16 protein-coding genes are annotated in these 25,449 nt (G+C 65.6%); 9 read left to right on the forward strand and 7 right to left on the reverse strand.

The window, feature by feature from the left end; translation table 11 throughout:
* The first annotated feature begins 100 nt into the window (after positions 1-100).
* Entirely contained in the window at positions 101-1,291 is a 1,191-nt protein-coding gene (locus BHK69_RS19235) for a pyridoxal phosphate-dependent aminotransferase (RefSeq protein ID WP_244548248.1), read from the forward strand.
* Positions 1,292-1,380: 89 nt separating this feature from the next.
* The gene (locus BHK69_RS19240) at positions 1,381-3,687 is read left to right on the forward strand and encodes a mechanosensitive ion channel family protein (RefSeq protein ID WP_069691503.1); all 2,307 of its coding nucleotides are present in this window, start codon (positions 1,381-1,383) and stop codon (positions 3,685-3,687) included.
* Positions 3,688-3,792: 105 nt separating this feature from the next.
* Here BHK69_RS19240 and BHK69_RS19245 read toward each other — a convergent pair whose 3' ends face one another.
* On the reverse strand, positions 3,793-4,233 hold the full coding sequence (locus BHK69_RS19245) for a hypothetical protein (RefSeq protein WP_069691504.1): 441 nt from the start codon (positions 4,231-4,233) through the stop codon (positions 3,793-3,795).
* 49 nt (positions 4,234-4,282) lie between these two features.
* Complete coding sequence (locus BHK69_RS19250; RefSeq protein WP_069691505.1) at positions 4,283-7,105, reverse strand: ribonuclease E/G; 2,823 nt, start codon at positions 7,103-7,105, stop codon at positions 4,283-4,285.
* A 739-nt stretch (positions 7,106-7,844) separates the two neighbouring features.
* On the opposite strand from BHK69_RS19250, the gene BHK69_RS19255 reads away from it, so the two are divergent.
* The 3 genes from BHK69_RS19255 (at position 7,845) to prfB (ending at position 12,995) form a co-directional block, all read left to right on the forward strand.
* The gene (locus BHK69_RS19255) at positions 7,845-9,065 is read left to right on the forward strand and encodes an N-acetylmuramoyl-L-alanine amidase (protein ID WP_069693800.1); all 1,221 of its coding nucleotides are present in this window, start codon (positions 7,845-7,847) and stop codon (positions 9,063-9,065) included.
* Between the two features lie 149 nt (positions 9,066-9,214).
* The gene (locus tag BHK69_RS19260) at positions 9,215-11,662 is read left to right on the forward strand and encodes a penicillin-binding protein 1A (protein WP_069691506.1); all 2,448 of its coding nucleotides are present in this window, start codon (positions 9,215-9,217) and stop codon (positions 11,660-11,662) included.
* A gap of 204 nt (positions 11,663-11,866) precedes the next feature.
* A protein-coding gene (prfB, locus tag BHK69_RS19265; protein ID WP_148663505.1) for a peptide chain release factor 2 occupies positions 11,867-12,995 on the forward strand; the annotation gives its coding sequence in 2 pieces (ribosomal slippage) (positions 11,867-11,935 and positions 11,937-12,995; 1,128 coding nt in all).
* Between the two features lie 280 nt (positions 12,996-13,275).
* Here prfB and BHK69_RS19270 read toward each other — a convergent pair.
* Entirely contained in the window at positions 13,276-14,622 is a 1,347-nt protein-coding gene (locus BHK69_RS19270; protein WP_069691508.1) for a M23 family metallopeptidase, read from the reverse strand.
* Positions 14,623-14,726: 104 nt separating this feature from the next.
* Complete coding sequence (locus BHK69_RS19275) at positions 14,727-15,191, reverse strand: peroxiredoxin (protein ID WP_069691509.1); 465 nt, start codon at positions 15,189-15,191, stop codon at positions 14,727-14,729.
* A gap of 174 nt (positions 15,192-15,365) precedes the next feature.
* Between BHK69_RS19275 and BHK69_RS19280 the strand changes: the two genes are divergently transcribed.
* On the forward strand, positions 15,366-18,887 hold the full coding sequence (locus BHK69_RS19280; protein ID WP_069691510.1) for a hypothetical protein: 3,522 nt from the start codon (positions 15,366-15,368) through the stop codon (positions 18,885-18,887).
* 104 nt (positions 18,888-18,991) lie between these two features.
* On the opposite strand, the gene tyrS is transcribed toward BHK69_RS19280, so the two are convergent.
* Positions 18,992-20,236 carry a tyrosine--tRNA ligase gene (gene tyrS / locus BHK69_RS19285; RefSeq protein ID WP_069691511.1) on the reverse strand — a complete coding sequence of 415 codons (1,245 nt, stop codon included), beginning with the start codon at positions 20,234-20,236 and terminating at the stop codon, positions 18,992-18,994.
* Positions 20,237-20,341: 105 nt separating this feature from the next.
* On the reverse strand, positions 20,342-20,578 hold the full coding sequence (locus BHK69_RS32230; RefSeq protein ID WP_148663506.1) for a hypothetical protein: 237 nt from the start codon (positions 20,576-20,578) through the stop codon (positions 20,342-20,344).
* 121 nt (positions 20,579-20,699) lie between these two features.
* Here BHK69_RS32230 and gcvA point away from each other — a divergent pair, with 121 nt between their 5' ends.
* A complete protein-coding gene (gene gcvA, locus BHK69_RS19290) occupies positions 20,700-21,647 on the forward strand; it encodes a transcriptional regulator GcvA (RefSeq protein WP_069691512.1) in 948 nt (315 codons plus the stop codon).
* 23 nt (positions 21,648-21,670) lie between these two features.
* Here the strand turns inward: gcvA and BHK69_RS19295 are convergent, their stop codons facing one another.
* Positions 21,671-22,351 (reverse strand): alpha/beta hydrolase, encoded by a 681-nt coding sequence (locus tag BHK69_RS19295; RefSeq protein ID WP_069691513.1) that lies wholly within the window; start codon positions 22,349-22,351, stop codon positions 21,671-21,673.
* Positions 22,352-22,651: 300 nt separating this feature from the next.
* On the opposite strand from BHK69_RS19295, the gene BHK69_RS19300 reads away from it, so the two are divergent.
* Both BHK69_RS19300 and sufB read left to right on the forward strand, forming a co-directional pair.
* The gene (locus BHK69_RS19300) at positions 22,652-23,857 is read left to right on the forward strand and encodes a cysteine desulfurase family protein (protein WP_069691514.1); all 1,206 of its coding nucleotides are present in this window, start codon (positions 22,652-22,654) and stop codon (positions 23,855-23,857) included.
* Positions 23,858-23,914: 57 nt separating this feature from the next.
* Positions 23,915-25,387, forward strand: a complete 1,473-nt coding sequence (gene sufB / locus BHK69_RS19305) for a Fe-S cluster assembly protein SufB (RefSeq protein ID WP_069691515.1) — start codon at positions 23,915-23,917, stop codon at positions 25,385-25,387.
* Positions 25,388-25,449: the final 62 nt, after the last annotated feature.

Consider the following 25,449-nt stretch of genomic DNA (forward strand, 5'->3'; position numbering starts at 1 on the left):
AAAACCTTCAGAATTGCTTCTGGGCTCTCACCGGGACTGCGTCAAATCACAGCTGTGACAGCGGTTGCGGGATAAGGGCGGCTCGGTTACGGCAACGGGCATGACCCAGCCAGCTCCTTCCGGCCTCCTCATGCCAGCGCTCGCCGCGCGGGCCGAGCGTGTTTCGCCCTTCATCGTCATGGATGTGATGAACCAGGCCGCCGCCATCGAGCGGAATGGCGGTTCGGTGGTGCATATGGAGGTCGGGCAGCCTTCCGCGCCGACGCCGGCCAGCATTCGCGCGGCGGCCGGCCGCGCGCTGGAGCATGGCCGCATCGGATATACCCAGGCGCTCGGCACGGATTCGCTGAGGGAACGCATCGCGCGGCATTATCGGGATGCTTATGGCGCCGGCGTGGCGGCACAGCGCGTTGTGGTGACGACCGGCTCCTCCGGCGGCTTCATCCTGGCGTTCCTGGCCTGTTTCCAGCCCGGTGCGCGTGTCGCCATCACTGCGCCGGGCTATCCGGCCTATCGCAACATCCTGATCGCGCTGGGGCTGGAGCCGGTTGCGATCGAGGTCGGGCCTGAGACCCGCTTCGCGCTGACGCCGGAGCTGATCGCCAGGGCGCATGCGCAGGCTCCGCTCGCCGGCGTGCTGACGATGAGCCCCGCCAACCCGACCGGCGTGGTGATGGCGCCCGACGCCATCGCCGCCGTGGCGGCGGAGTGCCGCAAGCTCGGCCTCTGGTACATCTCCGACGAGATCTATCACGGCCTGACCTATGAGGCGCCTGCGACGACGGCGCTCGCGGCCGATCCAGACGCCATCATCGTCAACTCCTTCTCGAAATATTACTGCATGACCGGCTGGCGCGTCGGCTGGCTCGTGGTGCCCGAGCGGCTGGTGCGCACGATCGAGCGGCTGCAGCAAAATTTGTCGATCTCGGTACCTTATCTCAGCCAGGTTGCGGGCGAGGCGGCTTTCGAGGCGACCGCGGAATGCGAGGCGATCAAGGCCGGCTACGCGGCAAACCGCGCTTTTCTGCTGAAGGCCCTGCCGGAGATCGGGCTGGGGGACTTCCTGCCTGTCGACGGGGCCTTCTACATCTATCTCGACATCGGCCGATATTCGAATGATTCCATGGCGTTCTGCCGCGATGTTCTGAACCATGCCGGCGTCGCGATCACGCCTGGGCTCGATTTCGACGAAAGCCGTGGAGCCCGTACAATGCGGCTCTCCTTCGCCGGCTCGCTGACGGAATGCGAGCAGGCCGTCGAACGGATCGGGGCCTGGCTGAAGCGCGGCTGAGCGCAAAGCGGGCAGGGCGAGCCCGGCGCTTGCCAAGAGCAGCGATTCCCGTCCAACTCGCGCTGTCCTTGGTGTTGGGAGCGGGTTCGATGCGACATCGCCTTGCGTCTTCGCGCGCGTCGGTCGCGCCCTGCGCCCTGGCGCTGCTCGTGTTCCTGTTCGCCACGCTGGGCTTTGCGCCCGCGGGTTTTGCCCAGGCTCGAGGCGACGCGCAGGCTCAAGGCAACGCGAATGTCACGCTGATCCTGCGCGGCGACGAGACACCGGAGACGGTGCGCAAGCTGGTCGACACCTTGTCGACCGGCGGCCGCAAGGTCGAGATCAGGATCGCTGGCGAGAACCAGCCCAGCAAGGACCAGCCCGTCCAGGCCGCACCAGTGGCGGTCGCGAACAACGCTGCCACGCCGCCGGCAAACACCAGCCCGGATCAGGGCGAAACACCGGTCGAGGCGTTCTGGGATCATTTCGTCGACGGGCTGACCCAAGGGGTGAGCGCGGTCCCGCGCCTGGCCAAGCTGCCGGACGCCTGGCGGAGTGCCTGGGCCCAGAACCGCAACGGCGCCAGCGGGTTTCCGGCCGGCTGGGGAATCATCGCTGGCCTGGCGCTCGCTTTGACCGCGGCAGGGCTGTTCCGTTTCGCGACCGCAGGCTGGTTTGCGCGTCGGCTGCGGCCCAAAGGGCCTGAATTCACGCCGCGCCTGATCGCGTCGTCCTGGGGACTGTTCCAGGATCTGATGACGCTCACTGTCGGCCTGGCGGCGTTGCATGCCGCGCGCATGCTCTGGTTGCCGGAACCCGATCTTGCCGCGACGACCTTGCGTGTCATCGCCAACGGCGTCGTCATCGGAGCCGGACATCTGATCCTTGGACGTTTCCTGCTCGCTCCCGGCGTGCCGGAGCGGCGGATCATGCCGCTGCCGCGGGCCGATCGGCATTTCCGCCTGCTCGCCTTCTTCGGCATCGCCTCGCCGATCCTGCTGACGACCGCGGTCGCAGGGCAACACGCAGCCGGCCCTGGCTCGGTCGTGGGGCTGTTCGCGCTGGTCGGCATTGCCGTGACGCTGTTCAAGGCGTGGTGGTTCATCGATGCGCGCCACGATCTTGCAGCGCTCATCCTCGGATCATCGCATGAGCCGGGGCCAAGCCGGCGGGTGATCGCGGCCGGGGCCGGCTGGTTCTACGCCGCCGCGGCCGTAGCGATCTGGATGGTCGGCAATGCAGCGGCGATGATGGATGGGGGAGCACGCTGGACCGAGGCTGCCGGATTGACGCAGCTCATCATCGTGCTGGTGCCGATCCTGGCGGTCGGCATCACCAGCCTGATGGCCTGCCGGCAGGCGCATGCCGCCGCCCTGGGCGAGCGTGCTCCGCTTACGCTCGCGCTCGGCCATGCGGCGCGGGCGGCTGCCGGGGGCGTGATCTGGGCCGGCGGCTTCTATCTGCTGGCGCGGCTCTGGGGCGGCTTCCTCTTCGGCGTCAGCTCGGCGGAGTTCTCCGCCTTCTCGCAGCGGGCGGCGGGCATCGCCATGCTCGCCTTCGCGGGCTGGGTCGCGCTCGTTTTCCTGCGGGCCTTCTTCGACGCCTATGCGCCCAAGCGCGGTGCGACCGGGCCTGTCGACGAGGACGCCGCGCATGAAGAGAGCATCCCTTCGCGACTCGCGACCGTTCTTCCGGTTCTGCGCGGGGTGGTGCTGGGCGCAGTCGTCGGCCTGACCGGGCTCGTCGTGCTGTCGCGGCTCGGCGTCGATATCGGCCCCTTGCTCGCCGGCTTCGGCATTCTGGGGCTCGCCATCTCCTTCGGCTCGCAGGCGCTGGTGCGCGACATCGTCTCCGGCTTCTTCTTCATGATCGAGGATGCTTTCCGCGTCGGCGAATATGTCGATACCGGGCGGCTCAAGGGCACGGTCGAGAAGATATCGCTGCGCTCGATGCAACTGCGCCACCAGAGCGGGCAGATCCATACCGTGCCCTTCGGCCAGATTCCCTCCCTCACCAATGCCAGCCGCGACTGGGCGACGCTGAAGTTCAACGTTCGGCTCGATCACTCGGCGGATATCGAAAAGGCGCGCAAGGCGATCAAGAAGACGGGCCTGGCCCTGCTCGAAGATCCGGAATTCGCACCGCATTTCATCGCGCCGCTGAAGATGCAGGGCGTCGCCGATATCACCGACAGCGCCATCGTCATCCGGTTGAAATTCACCGCCAAGCCGAACCAGGCCTCCTCGCTCCAGCGCGAGGCGTTGAAGCGGGTCTATCGCGCGCTCAACGAGGCAGGTGTGCCCTTCGCCTCGAACGCTGTGACGGTGCGTGGCGGGGAGGCGGCCTCGCAAGCCGGCGCGGCGGCAGCGATCAGCGCCGTACCGCCGCCGAGCCCGCTCGCGCCGGCGGCTGGGTGATTTGCGCGTCGCCAGCGCGAGTGGTGTCAGGTTGGGTCGTGCTCGCGCTCAAACAGTACGTGCTGAGCGGCCGAGGCGTTTTACCAAGGCCGCCCTTTCAAAATTTTACCAAGGCCGCCCTTTCAAAAACAGACTCGCAAAAATATCGCCAAGCTCAAAAAGGCCGATCGGCCCATTGGGAACGGCTCCGGAAAACAGCAGCCCGAAGCCGATTACAGTTAGGGCCATACCCGCCACCACGCCGACGCGTGCTGATGAAAGGAATGCCGCATTTTCCGCCCGGCGACTCACCCGATCGATGTGAGGCTGCTCGCGTTCGGCACGCACTTGTCTGGCATAAAACTCCGGGGTCGATTGCGCGCCGACGGGCCCGTTGCCTTCAAGCTCTACCCTGACTGCGACGAACAACACGAGAAGGCCGAGGATTCCGACGCCAAGCCCTCCGAGCGCTTGCCATCCCATCCAGGCCAAGCCGAGGAGCGCCACGACGCAGATCGCGGTCAGCACCTGTCTTTCACGATTGCGGGGCGGCGGCATCGCAAGCATCTCGTCTCATGAAAAAGGCCGCTGCGGTGTCCCGCAGCGGCCTTTTTATTCAGTTCCTGCCGGCCAGCTTGTTCCACCAGCCGCCGCGCTTGGGGCGGTCCGGGTCGGGCGGGGTCAGCACCACCGCGACCGGCTCCTCCACCACGCGGGGAACGGGGACGGGCTCTGGTTCCGGAGCAGGCGCGTCAGCGACCGGCTCTGCGGCGACGGGCTCAGCCGCCGGGGTCACGGCGACGACCGGCGCCGCTTCACCGTCTTCCGTGATCGGCACGACCTTCTTGCGGGCGCGGCTGCGCTTGGGCTTCTCGGCCACGGCCGCTTCCGCCTCAATCGCGATGGCCTCAGTCACCGCCGCGGCGGCCTCTACGCGCTTGGTGGCCTTGGCCGGAGCCTCGGCGTTAGCGAGGGTCTCGGCGTCAGCAAGAGTCTCGGCGTCAGCCTTGGGCTTGCGTCCGCCGCCACGGCGGCCACGGCGCGGCTTGGCGTCCGCCTCGGCTTCCGGCTCTGCTGCCACTTCGGTCACGACCGGCTCGGCAGCCGCAGCGACGATCTCGGTCTCCTGCGATTCGGCGGCGTTCTCATCGCCATCCTCGTCGTCGTCCTGACCATCCTCATCGCCCTCGGCATCCGTGCCGCCGTCGAGACGCACGCCATTGGCGTCACGCTCGCCGCCACGCCGCCGCCGGCGACGGCGCCTGCGCTTGCGGCCGCCTTCGCCGCGTGCTTCGCCCTCGCCACGGTCCGGCTTGTCGTCATTGGCGGCCGCGGCTGTCGTGGCCTCGCCTGCTTCGATGACCTCGTCTTCGGCGCCGAGCGCCTCGGCTTCGGCGGCGGCGTCGAGCGCGTCATCGTCGATATCGGCGGGGATCGCCTCGGCCTTGAACGAGGTCGGAACGATGCGACCTTCATTGCCGACGAACTCGCCGCGCTCGACCTCGAAATAGCGCGTGCCGAGCAGGGTTGCGTCGACCGTGATGCTGATTGCGATGGCGAAGCGGGTTTCCAGATCGGTGAGATGGGCGCGCTTCTGGTTCAGCACATAGAGCGCGACCTCCGGCCGGGTGCGGACGGTGAGGTTATGCGAGGCGCTCTTGATCAGGTTCTCTTCGAGCGCGCGCAGGATCTGCAGCGAGACGGAAGCCGCCGAGCGCATCATGCCGGCGCCGGCGCAATGCGGGCAGGGCACGGACGAACTCTCGAGCACGCCGGTGCGGATGCGCTGGCGCGACATTTCGAGCAGGCCGAAGGCCGAGATGCGGCCGACCTGGATGCGGGCGCGGTCGTCCTTGAGGCAATCCTTCAGCTTCTTCTCGACGGCGCGGTTGTTGCGGTTCTCCTCCATGTCGATGAAATCGATCACGATGAGGCCGGCCAAGTCGCGCAGGCGGAGCTGGCGGGAAATCTCCTCCGCCGCTTCGAGATTGGTCTTGAGGGCGGTGTCCTCGATATTGTGCTCGCGGGTCGAACGCCCGGAGTTGATGTCGATGGCGACCAGCGCCTCGGTCTGGTTGATGACGATATAGCCGCCGGATTTCAGCGTCACATTGTTGGAGAACATCGCGTCGAGCTGGCTCTCGACGCCGAAACCGGCGAAGAGCGGCGTCTGCTCGCGATAGGCCTTCACGCTCTTGGCATGGCTCGGCATGAGCATGCGCATGAAGTCCTTGGCCTCGCGATAGGCCTCTTCGCCAGCGACGTGAACCTCGTCGATGTCCTTGTTGTAGAGGTCACGGATCGAGCGCTTGACGAGGTTGCCCTCCTCATAGACCAGCGCCGGCGCGACCGAGGCGAGCGTCAATTCGCGCACGCTCTCCCACATCCGCATCAGATATTCGTAGTCGCGCTTGATCTCGACCTTGGTGCGCGAGGCGCCGGCGGTGCGCAGGATGATGCCCATCCCCTCCGGAACCTCGAGCTCGGAGGCGACTTCCTTCAGGCGCTTGCGATCCTCGGCATTGGTGATCTTGCGCGAGATGCCGCCGCCCTTGCCGGTATTGGGCATCAGCACCGAGTAGCGGCCGGCGAGCGAGAGATAAGTGGTAAGCGCCGCGCCCTTGTTGCCGCGCTCTTCCTTGACGACCTGGACCAGGATGATCTGGCGGCGCTTGATCACCTCCTGGATCTTGTACTGGCGGCGATGATGGCGCTGGGGCCGCTCGGAGATGTCGTCGAGCGCGTCGCCGCCACCGAGCTGCTCGGGCTCTTCATGCTCGGCGTCCTCGTGAGCCTGCTCTTCGCCGTCCTCTTCGTCCTCGGCCGGCTTGCGGGCCTCTTCGCCTTCCGGCGCGGCTTCGTCCGTGGCGGTGGCCTCGACCGTTTCCGTCTCGTAGGTCAGCGACGGCGCATTCTCGATGGCGTCCTCGGTCGCGGATTCGGTGATGGAGGGCGCGAATTCCTCTCCGAAGGCAGGTCCGCCTTCGTTGACCATCGCAGCGCCCTTGCCGTCGGCCTCGATCTCGGAGGTGACGGTCTCGTCATGCGACGCCTTCTTGGCGCGCCCATCGCGATCGCCTCGGCGGCCACGGTCGCGACGACCGCCGCCGCGCTTTTCGCGCTTCTCCTCGTCGCGCTCTTCCTCACGGTCGGCGCGCGCCTCTTCGGCGATCAGCGCCTGACGGTCGGCGACCGGGATCTGGTAGTAATCCGGGTGGATTTCGGAGAAGGCGAGGAAGCCGTGGCGGTTGCCGCCATACTCGACGAAGGCGGCCTGGAGCGAGGGCTCCACGCGCGTCACCTTCGCCAGGTAGATGTTGCCCCGCAACGGTTTGCGGCTGGCGGACTCGAAATCAAATTCCTCGACGCGGGATCCGCGAACCACCACGACCCGGGTCTCCTCCGGGTGGGTGGCGTCGATGAGCATCTTGTTGGCCATATGAATTTTCCATGGGCGCGGCCGCCATCAAAACCCGCCGGGCTGCGGATGAGAATCCGCTGCCGCGGGCAGGGGCGCCGCGTGAAGACCGGCGAAAGCCGGCATGTTGCAGGAGCAAAAGCCGGCGCGAGCCGGCATCTGGGACGGGGAAGTGTTCGATCGAGACAGGATAGCGGCTCGGGAAACCCGGCCGGGCAAACGCCCCGGCACAGTCCCGCAGGTATGGACGAATCACCGATGAAAAATGCGGCGTCGTATGCCCCGACATCTGTCCTGACCTGCGACGCATTCGCCTAAAGACGAAGCACGCCGCGTTTGCACGCTCGCGAGACCTAGCCAGGCGCCGAACTTTCGTGGCTGACGCCGGCCGTCCGCGGACGATCCGTTGGCGGTTGCGCTGCTGCGGCCGAACCCGGAAGGGTCGGCCGCCTTAAGCCAGACCCCGGACGCCGACGGATCCTCGGACCCGGATGCGCACCATGGGCGGCTTCGCAATGCAACCATCCCCATTACAGACAGGTGACAGTGATTTGCAAGTCACATCATCCAGCCATCGTAACAGTGAGGCGGGTAAGCATGGTTCACGCTCGGGGGCGGGCATGGTAACGCCCTGTTAACGCCTCGCGCCCTTATGGTTAAGCGTCGGTGACGCAGACAGGGATCAATTACCCCTTTGCTCCGCTTTCGCAGCCCAGCTTTCCGCAGCCTTCGCGCCGGCCTTGTCCGTCGCAGCGCCAGCTTGCTTTCGCGCGTGCTTCTCGGCTCATGGCTTGCCGTTGTCTGCGTAGGCGCAGGCGACGCCAATCCCGGGCCCGCCAATGACTTTCCGGTCGCGACCGACGCCAAAATCGAGCAGGCCGGAGAGATCATACGCCTGACCGTGGCGCTTTCGCGGCCCGTTTCGGTCAGCACATCGGTGATGGCCTCGCCCGACCGTGTGATCGTCGATCTGCCGTCCGTCAATTTCCAGATGCAGCCCGCGACCGGGCGCAATGGCGCGGGCTTCGTCAGCGCCTTCCGTTTCGGCCTGTTCACGGCCGAGCGCTCGCGCATCATCATCGACCTGGCGCAGCCCGCTCTCGTCGCGCGCGCCGAGATGCGCAACCGACGCGGCGGATTCGGCGAGCTCGTGATCGAGCTGAAGCGCTCCTCACGGGTGGAGTTCCAGGCGGCGGCGAATGAGGCCTCGAAAAACCGCCCCGAGGCGGCCATGTCGCCGGTCGAGATCGTCAAGCCTGCCGGAGATACCCGCCAGGTCGTGGTCATCGACCCGGGCCATGGCGGCATCGACCCCGGCACGGTGGTGGCGTCGATTGCGGAAAAGACCGTCGTTCTGGCTTTCGGCATGACGCTGAAGGAAAGCTTGGAGGCGTCGGGGCGCTATCGCATCCTGATGACCCGTGATGAAGATCGCTTCGTGCCGCTGGGCGAACGGGTGAAGATCGCGCGGGAGGCGGGGGCTGACCTGTTCATCTCGATCCATGCGGATTCGCTGACGCAGGCGCAGGACGTGCGCGGCGCTACGGTCTATACGGGCTCCGAGCGCGCGACCGATGCGGAAGCAGCCCGGCTGGCGGCCAAGGAAAACCAGGCCGACACGGTCGCGGGCCTCGATTCGAGCGAGGATACGCAGGACGTCGCCGGCATCCTGATGGATCTGGCCAAGCGCGAGACGCGGACCTTTTCCTCGGTGTTCGCGCGCAATCTCGTCGCGACGCTGGGCGGCTCGGTGAAGATGCACAAGGTGCCGCTCCGCTCGGCGGGGTTCCGTGTGCTGAGTGCGCCTGATGTTCCTTCCGTGCTGATCGAACTCGGCTACATGTCGAGCCCGAAGGATGCGGAATTGCTCAATTCGGCGGCCTGGCGGACGCAGGCCGTGGCGGCCGTGCATGCCGCGATTGAAGGGTATTTCGCGCAGGCTCGCCCGCCTGCCGGCAAGGCTGCGGAGAACCGGCGCTGAGCCAGGAGGCTTTCGCTGAGCCAAAAGGCTTTGGCGTGAAATTGTGGTCCTGAGGCCACGGTTCCGCCATCTCTGCTATGCTATAGAATTGATTCACGCTGCCCGTTTTTCGGGCCGGCTAGCCATGACAGTGAGGGCCAGGGCCTCCTATGCGGTTTGTTCTGCGACTCTTCGGGTGGCTTTTTGCCGCCGGCACGATCGTCTTCGTGATTGGCGCCGTGGGCGCGGCCGGCCTCGTCTGGCATTACTCGAAGGATCTCCCCGATTCGGCCCAGCTCAGGAACTATGAGCCGCCGGTGATGACGCGCGTCCATGCCGGCGACGGCAGCCTGATTGCGGAATTTGCACGGGAGCGCCGGCTCTACATGCCGATCCAGGCCGTGCCCAAGCTCGTCGTCCAGGCCTATCTCTCCGCCGAGGACAAGAATTTCTACAAGCATGTCGGCGTCGATCCCGAAGGGCTCGTGCGCGCCGCGATCACCAATTTTCGCAGCCGCGGCTCGAATCGCAGGCCGCAGGGCGCCTCCACCATCACCCAGCAGGTCGCGAAGAACTTCCTCGTCGGTTCGGAGCAGAACTACGAGCGCAAGATCCGCGAGGCGCTCGTCGCGCTGCGCATCGAGGCGACCTATTCGAAGGACAAGATCCTCGAACTCTATCTCAACGAGATCTATCTCGGCGCGCCGGCTCCGGGGCAGGGCAGCTATGGCATCGGCGCGGCGGCGCTGAACTATTTCGGCAAGTCGGTGCATGAACTGAACCTGCAGGAGGTGGCATATCTGGCCGCCTTGCCCAAGGCGCCGACCGACCTGCACCCCTTCCGCAACCGCGAGCGCGCGATCGAGCGGCGCAACTATGTGATCGATCGTATGGTCGAGAACGGCTACGTCACGCGCGAAGCCGGCGACACCGCCAAGAAGCAGCCGCTCGGCGTCAATCCGCGCACGGTTTCGCCCAACAACATCGCCGCCGGCTATTTCGCCGAAGAAATTCGCCGCGAATTGCAGGATCGCTATGGCGAGAAGAAGTTGCTCGAAGGCGGCCTCTCCGTGCGCTCGACCGTCGACCCGAAGATGCAGCTGATGGCGCGCAAGGCGCTGGTCGACGGGCTGGTGCGTTTCGATGAGGCTCGCGGCTGGCGCGGCGCGATCCAGAAGATCGACCTGAGCGCGCGCGACTGGGGGCTGGCGATCGGCGAGCTGAAAGTGCTCGGCGATGTCGCGCCCTGGCGTCTCGGTGTCGTTCTTGATGTCACCGGCGACACGGCTCGCATCGGCCTCCACCCGCTCAACGAGACCTCGGGGGCGCTGCGCAGCGAACGGACAACCGTGACGCTCGGCGCCGACGGCATCAAATGGACGCGGCGTGCACGCGTGTCGCAGGCCGTATCGGTCGGCGATGTCGTCTATGTCGAGCCCATCGACAATCGGCCGGGCCAGGTCCGCCTGCGGCAATTGCCCGAGGTCAACGGCGCCATCACCGTGATGGATCCGTTCTCCGGCCGCGTGCTCGCCATGGTCGGCGGCTTCTCGCATGATCAGTCGGAGTTCAACCGCGCGACGCAGGCGTTGCGCCAGCCCGGCTCCTCGTTCAAGCCCTTCGTCTACGCCACCGCGCTCGACAACGGCTATACGCCGTCGAGCATCGTGCTCGATGGCCCCATCGAGATCGACCAGGGCGGCGGGCTCGGCATGTGGCGGCCGGAAAACTACGACGGCAAGTCGACCGGGCCTCACACCCTTCGCTATGGCATCCAGTTCTCCAAGAACCTGATGACGGTCAGGCTCGCCAAGGATGTCGGCATGCCGCTGATCGCGGAATATGCCCGCCGTTTCGGCGTCTATGACGACATGCTGCCCGTGCTCTCGATGGCGCTGGGCGCCGGCGAGACCACGGTGATGCGGATGACCGCCGGCTACGCCATGCTCGTCAATGGCGGCAAGCGCATCCGCCCGACCTTGATCGACCGCATCCAGGACCGCTGGGGCGCGACCATCTTCCGGCACGACCAGCGCGTCTGCGAAGGCTGCGACGCCGACAAGTGGAACAATCAGCGCGAGCCGCGGCTCGTCGACAACCGCGACCAGGTTCTCGACCCGCTGACCGCCTATCAGATGGTCTCGATCCTCGAAGGCGTGGTCAATGCGGGCACGGCAACGGTGGTGAAGTCCGTCGGCAAGCCGCTCGGCGGCAAGACCGGCACGACCAACGAGGCCAAGGACGTCTGGTTCGTCGGTTTCTCGCCGGACCTCGCCGTCGGCGTCTATATGGGCTTCGACAAGCCGAAATCGCTCGGCACCTCGGCGACCGCCGGCCAGTACGCCGCGCCGATCTTCCGCGATTTCATGATGGCGGCGCTCAAGGACAAGCCGGCGACGCCGTTCCGCGTGCCCGCCGGCATCAAGCTGATTCGGGTCGACTCCAAAACCGGCATGCGCTCCGGCGGCGAGGGCGGCATCCTGGAGGCGTTCAAGCCCGGCACCGCGCCGCCCGACAGCTATTCCGTCATCGGAGCCGCCGGCGACGGCTCGACCCCGCTCAGCGTCTCGCCCGGCGGTGGACGCTCGGTCGGCTCCGGGACGGGCGGATTGTACTGACCCGGACACGTCATTCCCAGGCGAAGCCCTCGGGTCCGATCCTCGATCGACCCAAGGGTAAACTCCGCACAAGCCCGGGAACCTCGTGCGGGAGGCGGTCGGCCCGAGGCCGACTATGACATCACCAAGCGTTTACAGCCGGCGTTTTCACCCCTATCTCAGCGCTTCACTTCAAGAAGCTTCAGCGAAAGTTCTGACACGCCCATGCGTCCTGAAATCCAGACCCAGCTCGACAACGCCAAGCAGTCGATTGGACTGCTGAGGAGGCATCTTTGACTGGGATCCAGCACAACGCCGTCTCGCCGAACTGAACGCCCTCTCTGAGGGGCCCGATTTCTGGAACGATGCCGACGCCGCGCAGAAGCTGATGCGCGAGCGCACATCGCTCGAGGAGCAGATCAACGGCATCGTCAAGCTCGAACGTGATCTCGACGACGCGATGACGCTGATCGAGCTCGGCGAGATGGAGGAGGACGAAGCCTCCATCACCGAGGGCGAGGGGGCGATCAAGGCCGTCGAAGTCGAGGCGGCGCGTCGGCAGGTCGAGACGCTGCTGTCGGGCGAAGCCGACATGCTCGACACCTATCTCGAGATCCATCCCGGCGCGGGCGGCACCGAAAGCCAGGACTGGGCAGAGATGCTGCTGCGGATGTATCGACGCTGGGGCGAGCGGCGCAAGCTCAAGGTCGAGACGCTGGAATACCAGGACGGCGACACCGCGGGCATCAAATCGGCGACCCTGCAGTTCAAGGGGCACAACGCCTATGGCTGGCTGAAGACAGAATCAGGCGTGCACCGGCTCGTGCGCATCTCGCCGTTTGATTCCAATGCGAGACGCCAGACCTCCTTCGCCTCAGTCTGGGTCTATCCCGTTGTCGACGACCGCATCGTCATCGACATCAACGAATCCGATTGCCGGATCGACACCTACCGGGCGCAAGGCGCGGGCGGCCAGCACATCAATACGACCGATTCGGCCGTGCGCATCACCCATATCCCGTCAGGCATCGCGGTCTCGTGCCAGCAGGAGCGATCGCAGCACAAGAACAAGGCCAAGGCCTGGGACATGCTCCGCGCGCGCCTCTATGAGGTCGAGCTGAAGAAGCGCGAAGACAAGGCCAATGCCGAGCAGGCCTCGAAGACCGATATCGGCTGGGGCCATCAGATCCGTTCCTATGTGCTGCAGCCCTATCAGCTGGTGAAGGATCTGCGCACCGGGGTGAGTTCGACGGCCCCGAGCGACGTGCTCGACGGCGCGCTCGATCCCTTCATGGAAGCCTCGCTGGCGCAGCGGGTCTATGGCACCGAGGTCGAGGTCGAAGACATCGACTAGACAACTTCCGACCAGGTGGGTCGTTCAATTGCTCTGGGTCATTGTCTTAAAGCGTTTTCTTCACGCGAACCGGTATCCGCTTCGCTCCAATAAACAAAATGGCCGGCCCGGCAGGGTCGGCCATTTTGTTTTCGTCTGGCTTCGGCTCGAGAAATCCTAGAGCAGGATGCGAAAAAGTGGGAACCGGTTTTTCGCGTCGATCCTGCTCTAACTCTTTAATGAGAGGCGGATTCAGATTTCAGATCGGATCACTGGTGATCCGATCTGAAATCATCCGGCTCTAGAGCGACGCCCGCCCGGCGAGCTTGGCGCCGGCGCGCAGGAAGCGGGTCGGGTCCATCGGTTCTTCGTTGATCCGGGTCTCGTAATGCAGATGCGGGCCTGTCGAGCGGCCGGTGGTGCCGACACGACCGATCACCGTGCCCGTCGTCACGACCTGGCCGACCGAGGCCAGGATCGCCGACATATGAGCATAGCGCGTGCTGACGCCGTTGCTGTGCTCGATCTCGACCATATTGCCGTAGCCGCCGTTATACTCGGCGACGATGACCTTGCCCGGCGCGGTGGCGCGGATCGGCGAACCAGCCTCGGCGCGGAAATCGACGCCGGTATGCATCGCCGGGCCGCGCGTGAAGGGGTCGACGCGATAGCCGTAATTCGAGGTGAAATCGGCATCGCCTGCCATGGGGCGAGCAAGCGGCAATTGTTCGGTGAGACCGCGCAGGCGGAAAACCGCGGCAATGCGTGGCTGCAGCGCATCCAGCGTCGCCTCGAACGGCCCCTTGGACGGGTCGACCTTGAAGGGCACGAAGGGGCCGCCGGTGCCGCCCGCCACGGGGCCGACCGGGTTCATCTTGTCGGTGTCGATACCGATTTCAGCGAGCGCGCCGCGCATGCGCTTCTGCGAATCGGCCAGGCTCTCATCCATGTCCTTCAGAGCCGCAAGTTGCGCGCCTGCCGTTGTCGTGATGGCGCGGTTCAGCCGTGTCAGGGCCGCCGTGACCCGCTGGGCAGGGGGCTGGGGCTCGGACTCATCCGCTCCCGACAACCAGGAAGCGGCCTTGTTGGCGTCCGCCTTGTTGGTGTCCGCCTTGCCGGTCTCGGCGCCGCGCAGGGGCGGGGTGTCCGGCGCCGGCATCGGCTTGGCCGGCATGATCGGCGCGAAGCTGGTGATGCCGGAGGCGCGAATCGGCTCCTCCGGCTTGAGTATCCGGGGCCGCAGCGGGGCCTTGATGCTTGAGGTAATGCCGCCGGTCTGGAGCGTGTCGGCGAGCGCGGTGACGAGCGCCTGGCGCGATTCGACCTCGGCCTGCCGGGTCGCGAGCTCGTCGACGCGGGCCTCGACGCCGTCCTGGTCGAGAAGCGCGCGGCTGGCCAGGCGGTCGATATCCGCCCGCAGGGCGGTGATCCGATCCTCATAGGCGTATTGGCGGGTGGTTTCGCGCGTGATCAATCGCGCCGCCAGGTCGTCCTTGCTGAGAATGTACCAGCCGCCCGCCCCGGTGCACGCCGTGGTGACGGTCAGCCAGGCAAGGCCGGCAAACACCGTCGCGCGGCGCATCGTGTAGGTCTTGTGGGTGAAGAGCCCAGTGACGGGAAGGGCGGGGGCGGAGGAGGACTGTGTCATACGCGGGACCGGATGTTACGCTGCCGATCCCGCTATTAGGGTTGGTTAAGGTTAATCTTTCGCAAATTGCCTTGCTTTTCGAAGGCGGGCCCGCCGGTTCCGCGTCATAGCGCCTGAGCAGCGGCGAGGACTTCGTCGGCATGGCCGGCGACCTTCACCTTGGGCCAGATGCGAGCGATCTTGCCATTCTGGTCGATCAGAAAGGTCGTGCGCTCGACGCCCATATAAGTGCGGCCATACATGCTCTTCTCGACCCAGATGCCATAGGCCTGCAGCGCGGTCAGCGTTTCGTCGGCAGCAAGCGCAAAATCGAGTCCGTGCTTCTTCTTGAACTTGTCGTGGCTCTTCACCGGATCGGGCGAAATGCCGATAATCTCCGTGCCGGCGTCAGTGAAGGCCTTGCGCAGGCCGTTGAACGCGATCGCCTCCAGGGTGCAGCCCGGTGTATCGTCCTTGGGATAGGCGTAGAGGACGACCTTTCGTCCCTTGAGGCCAGCGAGCGAAAGCGTGCCGCCGCCATCCCGCGCGAGCGTGAAATCGGGGGCCTCGTCGCCTTGCTTCAATGCCATGTTTCGCCTTCTTTTCGTCGCCTTCGGTCTGCAAGAGCAGCGCTTCGCCACTTGTCCGCCACTTGGCTTCAATATGGCGCGCGCAGGCGCAGCCGCTAGTATGTTTTTATTCGCATCGATGCCGATTCGAGCGCGACGCCGAAACATCGTCCGGATTCGGGCGTTGACGTCCGAATGCTGACGGCCGACCCCCGTGAAAACGCCTTTTCCGAACGCAGGACGACGCAGGCATTGCAAGAGCAGTACGCGAACAGGAGCACCCCGCCGGCGGAGGCAACCGCCGCCGCGCAGGAGGCCTGCGACATCGCGGCTGTGAAGAAGCGGGCGAAGGCCGGGTTGGTCACGATCGCGGTCGCAGTCATCGTCGCCGTTCTGACCCTGGCGGGCGCCGGCGTGACCCTTCTGGTCACGGGCTTGATCCCGCTATCGGGCCTCGAGGGGCGCATCGCGGGCGCGATCGAGGAAAGGCTCGGCGCGGGCTGGACAGTCGAGGCGGCGGCTGCGGAACTTGGCCGCATCGACGGCCACTCGCAGCTGCGCGTCAGGCAGGTCTCGTTTCGTCACACCAGCGGCGCGGTCATCCGCGCGCCGGAGGCCGTGCTCGGCTACGAGCCGCTTCCCCTGTTGCTGGGGGAGATCAAGCTGGTTTCGGTCGATCTGCGCGGCGTGAATGTCCGCCTCGGCGTCGACAAGAACGGGGCGCTGATCGTCAATGCCGATTCGGCTCCCGCGGAGGCGCAACCGGCCTCGACGCTGCCCGATGCCGGCCAGTGGAACGCCTTCACCGGCATCATGGGAGCGGTCGCAACGCTGGCGCAGGGCGAGGGCCTGCTTGGCGCGCTGCAGACGGCGGGTATGCATGGCGCCCGCCTGTCTCTGATCGACCCTGACGGACGCCAACGCGCCAGTTTCGAGGATGTCGAGATCAGCCTGTCACGCACGGGCGAGCGGACGACACGCCTGAGCGCGAAGGGCCGCACCGGGCAGCGTTGGAAGGAACTCGCGATCGATCTGTCGAGCGAGGCCGACGGTACGCAGCGCGCCGATATCGATATCGTCCGCTTCGAGCCCGCCGAGGTCGTGGCGCTCGCCTTCGGCAGCGGCGGGATCACCATCGAGGGCCTGCCGCTGAAGGGCCGCGCGACGCTGACCCAGAAGCCGAGCGGCCAGAAGGCGATCACGGCCCGGCTCGACGTGCTGCCAGGCACCATCCAGTTTCCGGGCGGGCCATTGGCGCCGATCACCATCGAATCAGCCCATATCGAGGTCGCGAGCGAGAACGATTTCTCTGTGCTCCAGCTGTCGATGGGCGAGTTGAACGCCGGTGCGACCCGGCTCAAGGGCGCTGGTACGTTGCGCGAGGAGAATGGCGCCTGGAGGCTGAATCTGGACGCTGCCGGCCAGATTCCCGGGGTCGATCAGGAGCCGCCTGTCGCCGTCGACAGCATGAAGGCCAATCTGCTGCTCGATCCGCGCTCGAACGAGGTGCGGATCGACGCCATGTCGTTGAAGGGGCCCGCGATCACGGCCGACATGACGGGACTGGTGCAGAAGACCGGCGAATCGCCGACGCAACGCTTCTCGATCAAGGCGACCGATTCGGATGTCCGGGCCGTGCTGGCACTGTGGCCGCGCTGGACCTCGCCCGATGTCCATACCGCGTTGTCGCGGCAGTTCGTGGCGGGCCGGGTCGGCAGTCTCGCCGTCGAACTCGATTTGCCGGCCGAGGATCACGCCCGCTTGCTGCGGGGGGCTGGCTTGCCCGATGGCGCGCTCAGCGTTGTCCTCGAGGCCAGTCAGGTACGCTTTCTGCCCGGGCCGGGGCTGCCGCCGCTGGTCGACGGCGTCGTCTCAGGCAAGACGACAGGGCGAACGGTGCAGCTGCAGATCGCCAAGGCTGCGGCTGACCTGGGCGGCGGCAGGCAACTCATGCTGAGCGAGGGCAGCTTCAGCATCGCCGAGACCTGGGTGCAGCGAGCGCCGGCGCGCGTGGCCTTCCGCTCGACGGGACCGATGGAGGCGCTGATGGCGCTGTTCACCTTCCCGGCCCTGAAGGATTTCTCATCGGGACCGCTCGACCCTGCCGCGATCAAGGGCATGACCGACCTCAAGACCGTCATCAACTTGCCATTGGCCGACGACTCCAAACCCAGCGAGGTCGTGGTGCAGAGCGTCGGTACGCTGTCCAATATTTCGTCCGATGTGATGCTCGGCAGCGAAAAGCTCGAAGGCGGCAATCTGAGCTGGAACTTCGACAAGGCCGGCTTGCTGATAAAGGGAGAGGCTCGCATCAGTGGTGATCGCGGGCAGATCGAGGTTCGACAGGACAATCACGGCAAGGGCGAGGCGACCTTGTCCCTGCTACTCGACAGCGCGGCGCGACAGCGGCGCGGGTTGGGACCGGAGAGCGGCATCGGCGGCCCGGTTCACGTCAAGGTGGCGAAGGCGCTGGGCAAGGGCGTCGACGCGCTGCCGCGCGTCGAGATCGACCTGACCAAGGCGACGCTCGATGGCGTCATTCCTGGCCTCAACAAGGCTGCAGGCCGGGCAGGGCGCGTGAGCTTCAGCTATGCCGCCGACGCCAATGGCCCCGACCTCGAGGATTTCGTGCTGGACGCGGCGCCGGCGCTGATCAAGGGCCGGATCGAACTGAACAAGCAGAACGGTTTCGAGAGCGCGACGCTGTCCCAGCTCAAGATCTCGCCGGGCGATAACCTCAAGGTCGATGCCAAGCGCGACGGCAATGTGACCAAGCTCGTCATTCGCGGCGCGGTGGCGGATGTGCGCCCCTTCATCCGCGACCTGCAGAGCGCGTCGGGGCCAACTGCGCGCGGCGACAAGAACGCGGCCAAAGGCGGCGATCTCGATATCGACCTCGACGTCCCGATTCTGACAGGATTCAACAACGAGGCGATCAGCAATGCCTCGCTCAAATTGTCGAAGCGCGGCGGCGAGATGCGCGCATTTGCCTTCCAGGGCCGGATCGGCCGGGCCGACGTCACGGCCAAGCAGGGGCGACAAGGCGATACGCCCGGCGCGATCGTCATCCAGTCCGAGAATGGTGGCGCGCTGTTGCGTTTCGCCGATCTTTACCGGCGCGCCTATGGTGGCGACCTCATCCTGAGCATGGGGCCGAGCGATACGCGCCAGAGCGGTGAATTGCTGTTCCGCGACTTCATCGTGCGTGACGAGCCGGCTCTGCGCCGGGTCGTCGGCGAGCAGTCCGGCGCGGCTCCGGCCGGGGATCGAACCGGTGGCGCGGGGCCAGCGCCGGCCCCACTGCGGATCGACGTCAGCGAGGTCGCCTTCACCAAGCTGAGGGCCGTCTTCAGCCGCTCGGCCAGCCGGTTCGATGTGTCCGACATGGTGATCTGGGGACAGCAGCTCGGCTTCACCTTGCAGGGCAATGTCGATTATGGCCGGGATCGGGTCGATATCGCGGGCACTTTCGTGCCGGGCTATGCCCTCAACAATGCCTTCGCCCAGGTGCCGGTCGTCGGCGCATTGCTCGGCGGCGGCAGCCAGTATGGCGGGCTGTTTGCGGTGAACTTCCGGATATCGGGCGCGGCGAGCGCGCCGACCATGACGATCAATCCGCTCTCGGCGCTCGCGCCCGGCATCCTGCGCCGCTTCGTCGATCCGCTCGGCGGCTCGCCGCTCCAGCAGCCGCAGGCCGCACCAGTGCCAAGGCGCTGAAGCCACGACGATGTCGGAGCGGGCATAGGCCGGCACCGGCGTTGTCGTTTCCGGTATTGCGGCGCCTTCTTTGGAAACCAGCGCCCGCTTTTCGGGCCGATCTGTTACTGCGCCCGCAGCAGGACGTGCTTCTTCCTGCCGAAGGACAGCTTGATCACCCCTTCGCCTGAGAGCTCCGAGAGCGTCAGCGTTGCGCGTTCGTCCGTGACGGCGGCGTCATTGACCCGAAGGCCGCCCGCCTTGACCTGCCGTCGCGCTTCGCCGGTCGAGGGCACGAGGCCGGCCTTGACGAAGGCGGTCAGCACGCCGAGACCGGTCTCAAGCTCGGACCTTGCCACGGCGACGCTGGGAAGATCGTCTGCAAGCGCCCCATCCTCGAAGGTCTTGCGCGCAGTCTCGGAGGCCGCATCGGCAGCCTCCCGGCCATGCAGCATGGCTGTGACCTCGGTCGCGAGGATCTTCTTGGCCTCATTGATCTCGGCACCGCCCAGCGCCGCAAGCCGGGCGATCTCGGCCATCGGCATCGTGGTGTAGAGCTTCAGGAAACGCTCGACATCGGCGTCCTCGGTGTTGCGCCAGAACTGCCAGAAATCGTAGGCGCCCATGAGTTCGGCGTTGAGCCAGACGGCGCCCGAGGCCGTCTTGCCCATCTTGCCGCCGGACGATGTCGTCAGCAGCGGCGAGGTCAGGGCATAGAGCTGGACGTTGCTCATGCGGTGCCCGAGGTCGATGCCGTTGACGATATTGCCCCACTGGTCGGAGCCGCCCATCTGCAGGATGCAGCCCGTGCGCTTGTTCAGCTCGACGAAGTCGTAGGCCTGCAGGATCATGTAGTTGAATTCGAGGAAGGACAGCGATTGCTCGCGCTCCAGCCGTGTCTTGACGCTGTCGAAGGACAGCATGCGGTTGACCGAGAAGTGCCGGCCGACATCGCGTAGGAATTCGAGATAGTTCAGCCCTAGCAGCCAGTCGGCGTTGTTCATCATGGTCGCCGGGCCACTAAAATCCAGGTAGTTGGCGAAGACGCGCTTGATACCGGTGAGGTTGCGCTCGATGTCCTCGACCGTCAGTAGCTTGCGCGACTCCTCCTTGAAGGAGGGGTCGCCGACCATCGAAGTGCCGCCGCCCATCAGCGCGATGGGCTTGTGGCCGGTCGCCTGCATCCAGTGCAGCATCATGATCTGGATCAGCGAACCGGCATGCAGCGAGGTCGCTGTCGCGTCGAAGCCGATATAGGCGCTGATCGGCCCTTTGAGCGCAGCAGCGTCCAGGCCCTCGGGATCCGAAATCTGGTGGACATAGCCGCGCTCGGAGAGCACGCGGAGGAGATCTGATTTGAAGCTGGTCATGGCAGGCGCGATCTGAGGTTGTCGTTCCGCCGTCGTCTAAGCGTTTCCTCCGGATAATGCGAGGGCGCCGGCCGTTTTTCTATGCCGATACCGGTCGGACGCGCCTCAGGCGATCCCGCGCTGCGTGCAGAGGATTTCGAGCTCAGAGCGATCGTGCGGCACGACCCAGCCCCGCTGGATCCCGAGATCGCGCAATTCGCGGTCGTTGAGCAGCGCGATGTCCCGCTCGTGGCCGCGCAGCACAGGCCGTTGCCACCAGCTGTCGAGCTGCCGTGCCAGCGAGGTCCAGGAGAAGCCTTGTGGAGCACTCGCTATCGCGGAAACTTCGGATAGGCATGCCATGATCTGATCTCCCAAAATAGCGCACAGGGTCCGTGCGCGTCGAGGGTCAGACTGAGCGAGATGGCGACACGCCACAAAGCGGAAGATTGCGATCTGCCATAAGGACAGCTTATGTTTGGCGATGCCCTCGAGCCCACCGCCTCATAAGCTCCCGCCGCTCGCCGCCGTGCGCGTTTTCGAAGCCGCGGCGCGCCACCAGAATTTTACGCGCGCCGCCGAGGAGCTGGGCATGACCCAGGCGGCGGTGAGCTATCAGGTCCGCCTGCTCGAAGACCGCGTCGGTGCAGCGCTGTTCGTGCGGCAGCCGCGGCAGGTGGTCCTGACACCGCTCGGGCAACGGCTGGCGGCCCCCGTGGCCAAGGCGCTGGCCGATATCGGCATGGTGTTTCATGAGGTCTGCGAGCAGAACCAGATGGTCCTGACGATCTCGGCACTGCAGACGATGGCGATCACCTGGCTATCGCCGCGCCTGGCGCAGTTCCATGCCGGAAACCCGCAATTCGCGGTCCAGGTGAAGACCTCGGAGCATCTGGTCGACTTCGCCACGGAAACGGTCGATCTCGCCCTGCGTTACGGCGAGGGCTCATGGCCCGGGCTCGCAGCAGACAAGCTGTTTGCCTGCCATTACGCGCCCTTATGTTCGCCGGAACTGCGCGAAAGCCTGCAATTGCGCGTCCCCGCCGACCTGCTCAGCGCGCCTCTGCTGAGCGCAAATGATCCTTGGTGGAAAACCTGGTTTGACGATGTCGGGATCGCGGATGCGCAGCTCGGCGGGCGCTCGACCATGACCCTGCAGATGCAGGCCATGAGCATCCAGGCGGCTCTGCGGGGACATGGCGTCGCCATGGCGATACCGGAGCTCTTCGCTTACGATATTGCGGCGGGCAATCTGGTCTTCGCGGTCGACCATGTCGTGCGCGACAAATGGGCCTATTGGGTCGTGTACCCTCGCGAGCGCGCGCGAGAGCCCAAGATCAGGCTATTTCGCGACTGGGCGCTAGCCGAAGCCAGTGCGGCCTGCATGGCGCTGCCAGTGATAAACCGGGGCGTCGCCGCCCCGGATCGATGAGCTGCCGGTCTATTCCTGCCGGTCTATTCCTGCTCTTGGGCTTCGCGCTCTTCCTTGGGGATCTCGGGGCCGACATTGCGGTCGAGATAGGCGCTGACTTGCTCCATCAGCTGGTCGACACGGCCGTCGAAAAAGTGGTTGGCGCCCTCGACCACCGCATGTTCGATCAGGATGCCCTTCTGGGTCTTCACCTTCTCGATCACCGCCATGACCTCCTTGACCGGCGCGACGCGGTCTTCCGAGCCATGCACGAACAGGCCGGAGGAGGGGCAGGGCGCCAGGAAGGAGAAGTCATAGCGGTTGGCCATCGCCGCGATCGACATGAAGCCTTCGATCTCCGGGCGGCGCATCAGGAGTTGCATTCCGATCCAGGCACCGAAGGAGACGCCGGTGATCCAGCAGCTCTTGGCCTCGGGATTCAGCGCCTGCATCCAGTCGAGCGCGGCGGCGGCATCAGACAATTCGCCTGCGCCATGGTCGAAATGGCCCTGGCTGCGGCCGACGCCGCGGAAATTGAAGCGCAGCGCCGAGAAGCCCCGGTTCACGAAAGTGTAAAACAGGTTGTAGACGATCTGGTTGTTCATCGTCCCGCCGAACTGCGGGTGCGGATGCAGGATGATCGCGAGCGGCGCGCCGCGCTTCTTGGCGGGCTGGTAACGGCCCTCGATCCGGCCGGCCGGTCCGTTGAAAATCACCTCTGGCATTGTCGTCTCGCCTTTTGTTGGGCCAAGGCCGCGCGCGCCGGGCAAAACAGCGCGCAAATGCCGCCGAAAATGCCCGATCGCCCTTGACGACCCCGCCGCTCGCGCCCTACATCAAGCGCTTAGAATAGTTCTAACAGCCGTGAACAATACGGGAACCGACGGGTAGCGCATCATTTCGGCGCAGCCGTCGTCCCAGCCACGGCCGGTTCGGACGGGCGGCTATAGCACGGCGCATGGGTGCAGTTTCAAGCATTTCGTGCCGACCGTCTTCCGCGAGGCAGGATCGGAGCCAGTGAGATCGTGACAGGAGCGACCCGCGCCTATCTCGACCACAATGCGACCACGCCGGTGCGGCCGGACGTGGCGCAGGCGATGGCGTGCGCGCTGATGCTGCCCGGAAACCCGTCATCGGTCCATCATGAGGGCAGGGCGGCCCGCGCCGCGCTTGAGCAGGCGCGGGCGCAGGTCGCCGCGCTCGTCGGGGCGAAGGCCGCCAATGTCGTCTTCACCAGCGGCGGCACCGAGGCCAATGCGACCGTGCTCTCGCCTGGGTTGATGGATTGCAGCGGCGGGCGCGACTGCGTCAGGACGCCGGCTTCGCTGCTGCTCCATGGCGCGACCGAGCATGCCTGCATTCGCGACGGGCATCGCTTCCCGACCAGCGCGGCCGAGGCGATCCCTGTCGATGCGGACGGGCTGGTCGACAAGGACTGGCTCGCGGGGCGGCTGGAGCGGCTTGCCGCGGAGCAGCCGGGCGCGCGAGCGCTGGTCTCGCTGCACCTCGCCAATAATGAGACCGGCGTGCTTCAACCGATTGCCGGGATTGCTGCCATCGCCAAGCATTTCGGGGCGCTGATGCATTGCGACGCGGTCCAGGCCGCCGGTAAGATCGCCATCGATATCAATATGTTAGGCGTCGATGTTCTGACGCTGTCCGCCCATAAGCTCGCCGGACCGAAGGGTATTGGCGCGATCGTCTTCCGCACCGGGGCGCTGGAGCTTGCCGACAAGCCGATACGCGGTGGCGGGCAGGAGCGCGGCTGGCGCGCCGGCACCGAAAATGTCGCCGGCATTGTCGGCTTCGGGGCGGCAGCAGAGATCGCAGCCAGGGCCATCGAGACGGAGGCCGATCGGCTTTCTACCTTGCGCGACAGGCTGGAGGCCCGGCTGTTGGCTCTCGCGCCCGATACTGTGATTTTCGGCCGCTCTGCGCCGCGCCTGCCCAACACCAGCGCCTTCGCCACGCCCGGAATCCGGGCGGAGACGGCGCTGATCATGCTCGACTTGAACGGCGTCGCGCTGTCTTCCGGCTCGGCCTGCTCCTCGGGCAAGGTCAAGCGCTCGCATGTGCTGGACGCCATGGGCGTCGACCCTGCCATGAGCGCAGGGGCCTTGCGGGCGAGCCTCGGATGGACCACCTGCGAGGCACAGATCGATCAGTTTTTGGCGGCCTATGCGAAAGCACTGGTCGCGACCAAGGGCCGGGAGGTTCAGGCGGCGGCCTGAATGTCCCGATGGATGACCAAACCGGCGGGCCTTGAACCCGCGACTGGAGAGTAGGCAATGGCAGCGGTCCAAGAGACCATTGATCAGGTCAAGTCGATCGACGTGACCGAATACAAATACGGTTTCATCACCGAGATCGAGGTGGACAAGCCCGCCAAGGGCCTGACCGAGGACACGGTGCGCTACATCTCGGCGCGCAAGAACGAGCCGGAATGGATGCTGGAATGGCGGCTCGACGCCTTCCGTCGCTGGAAGACGATGACCGAGCCGGCCTGGTCGCGCGTGCAGTACCCGCCGATCGACTATCAGGATATCTACTATTACGCCGCGCCGAAGAAGGGCGCCGATCCGAAATCGCTCGACGAGGTCGATCCGGCGATCCTGGAGACCTACAAGAAACTCGGCATCCCGCTGCGCGAGCAGGAAATCCTGGCCGGCGTCGCGCCGGAGAACCGGGTCGCGGTCGATGCCGTGTTCGACTCGATTTCGGTCGTCACCACCTTCAAGAAGGAACTGGCCGAGGCCGGCGTGATCTTCTGCTCGATCTCGGACGCGATCCAGGAGCATCCCGAGCTGGTGCGGAAATACCTCGCCACCGTCGTGCCGGTGACCGACAATTATTTCGCGACGCTGAACTGCGCCGTCTTCACCGACGGCTCCTTCGTCTACATCCCCAAGGGCGTGCGCTGCCCGATGGAATTGTCGACCTATTTCCGGATCAACGAACAGAACACCGGCCAGTTCGAGCGCACGCTGATCATTGCAGATGAGGGCTCCTATGTGAGCTATCTCGAAGGCTGCACCGCGCCCAAGCGCGACGAGAACCAGCTTCATGCCGCCGTGGTCGAACTGATCGCGCTCGACGATGCCGAGATCAAATACTCGACCGTGCAGAACTGGTATCCGGGCGATGCCGAGGGCAAGGGCGGCATCTACAACTTCGTCACCAAGCGAGGCGACTGCCGGGGCAAGAACTCGAAGATCTCCTGGACGCAGGTCGAGACCGGTTCGGCGATCACCTGGAAATACCCGTCCTGCATCCTGCGCGGCGACGGCTCGCGCGGCGAGTTCTACTCGATCGCGGTGTCGAACGGCGCGCAGCAGGTCGATTCCGGCACCAAGATGATCCATCTCGGCAAGAACACCACGTCGAAGATCATCGCCAAGGGCATCGCGGCGGGCAAATCCGACTCGACCTATCGCGGCATGGTCTCGGCCCACCGCAAGGCGACGGGCGCGCGCAACTTCACCAATTGCGACTCGCTGCTGATCGGCGACCAGTGCGGCGCGCACACCATCCCCTATATCGAGGCCAAGACTGCGACCGCGATCTTCGAGCATGAGGCGACAACCTCGAAGATCGGCGAGGACCAGCTGTTCTACTGCCAGCAGCGCGGCCTCTCCGCCGAGGATGCGGTGGCGCTGATCGTCAACGGCTTCGTCAAGGAGGTGCTGCAGCAACTCCCGATGGAGTTCGCCGTCGAGGCGCAGAAGCTGATCACGATCTCGCTCGAAGGCTCGGTTGGATAGGCGAATGGCGAGTGGCGAATAGGTTTCGCTTTCGCCGCCGCCGATCGCCGCTTTTCCATTCG

This window comes from Bosea vaviloviae, from assembly GCF_001741865.1.
GTDB lineage: Bacteria > Pseudomonadota > Alphaproteobacteria > Rhizobiales > Beijerinckiaceae > Allobosea > Allobosea vaviloviae.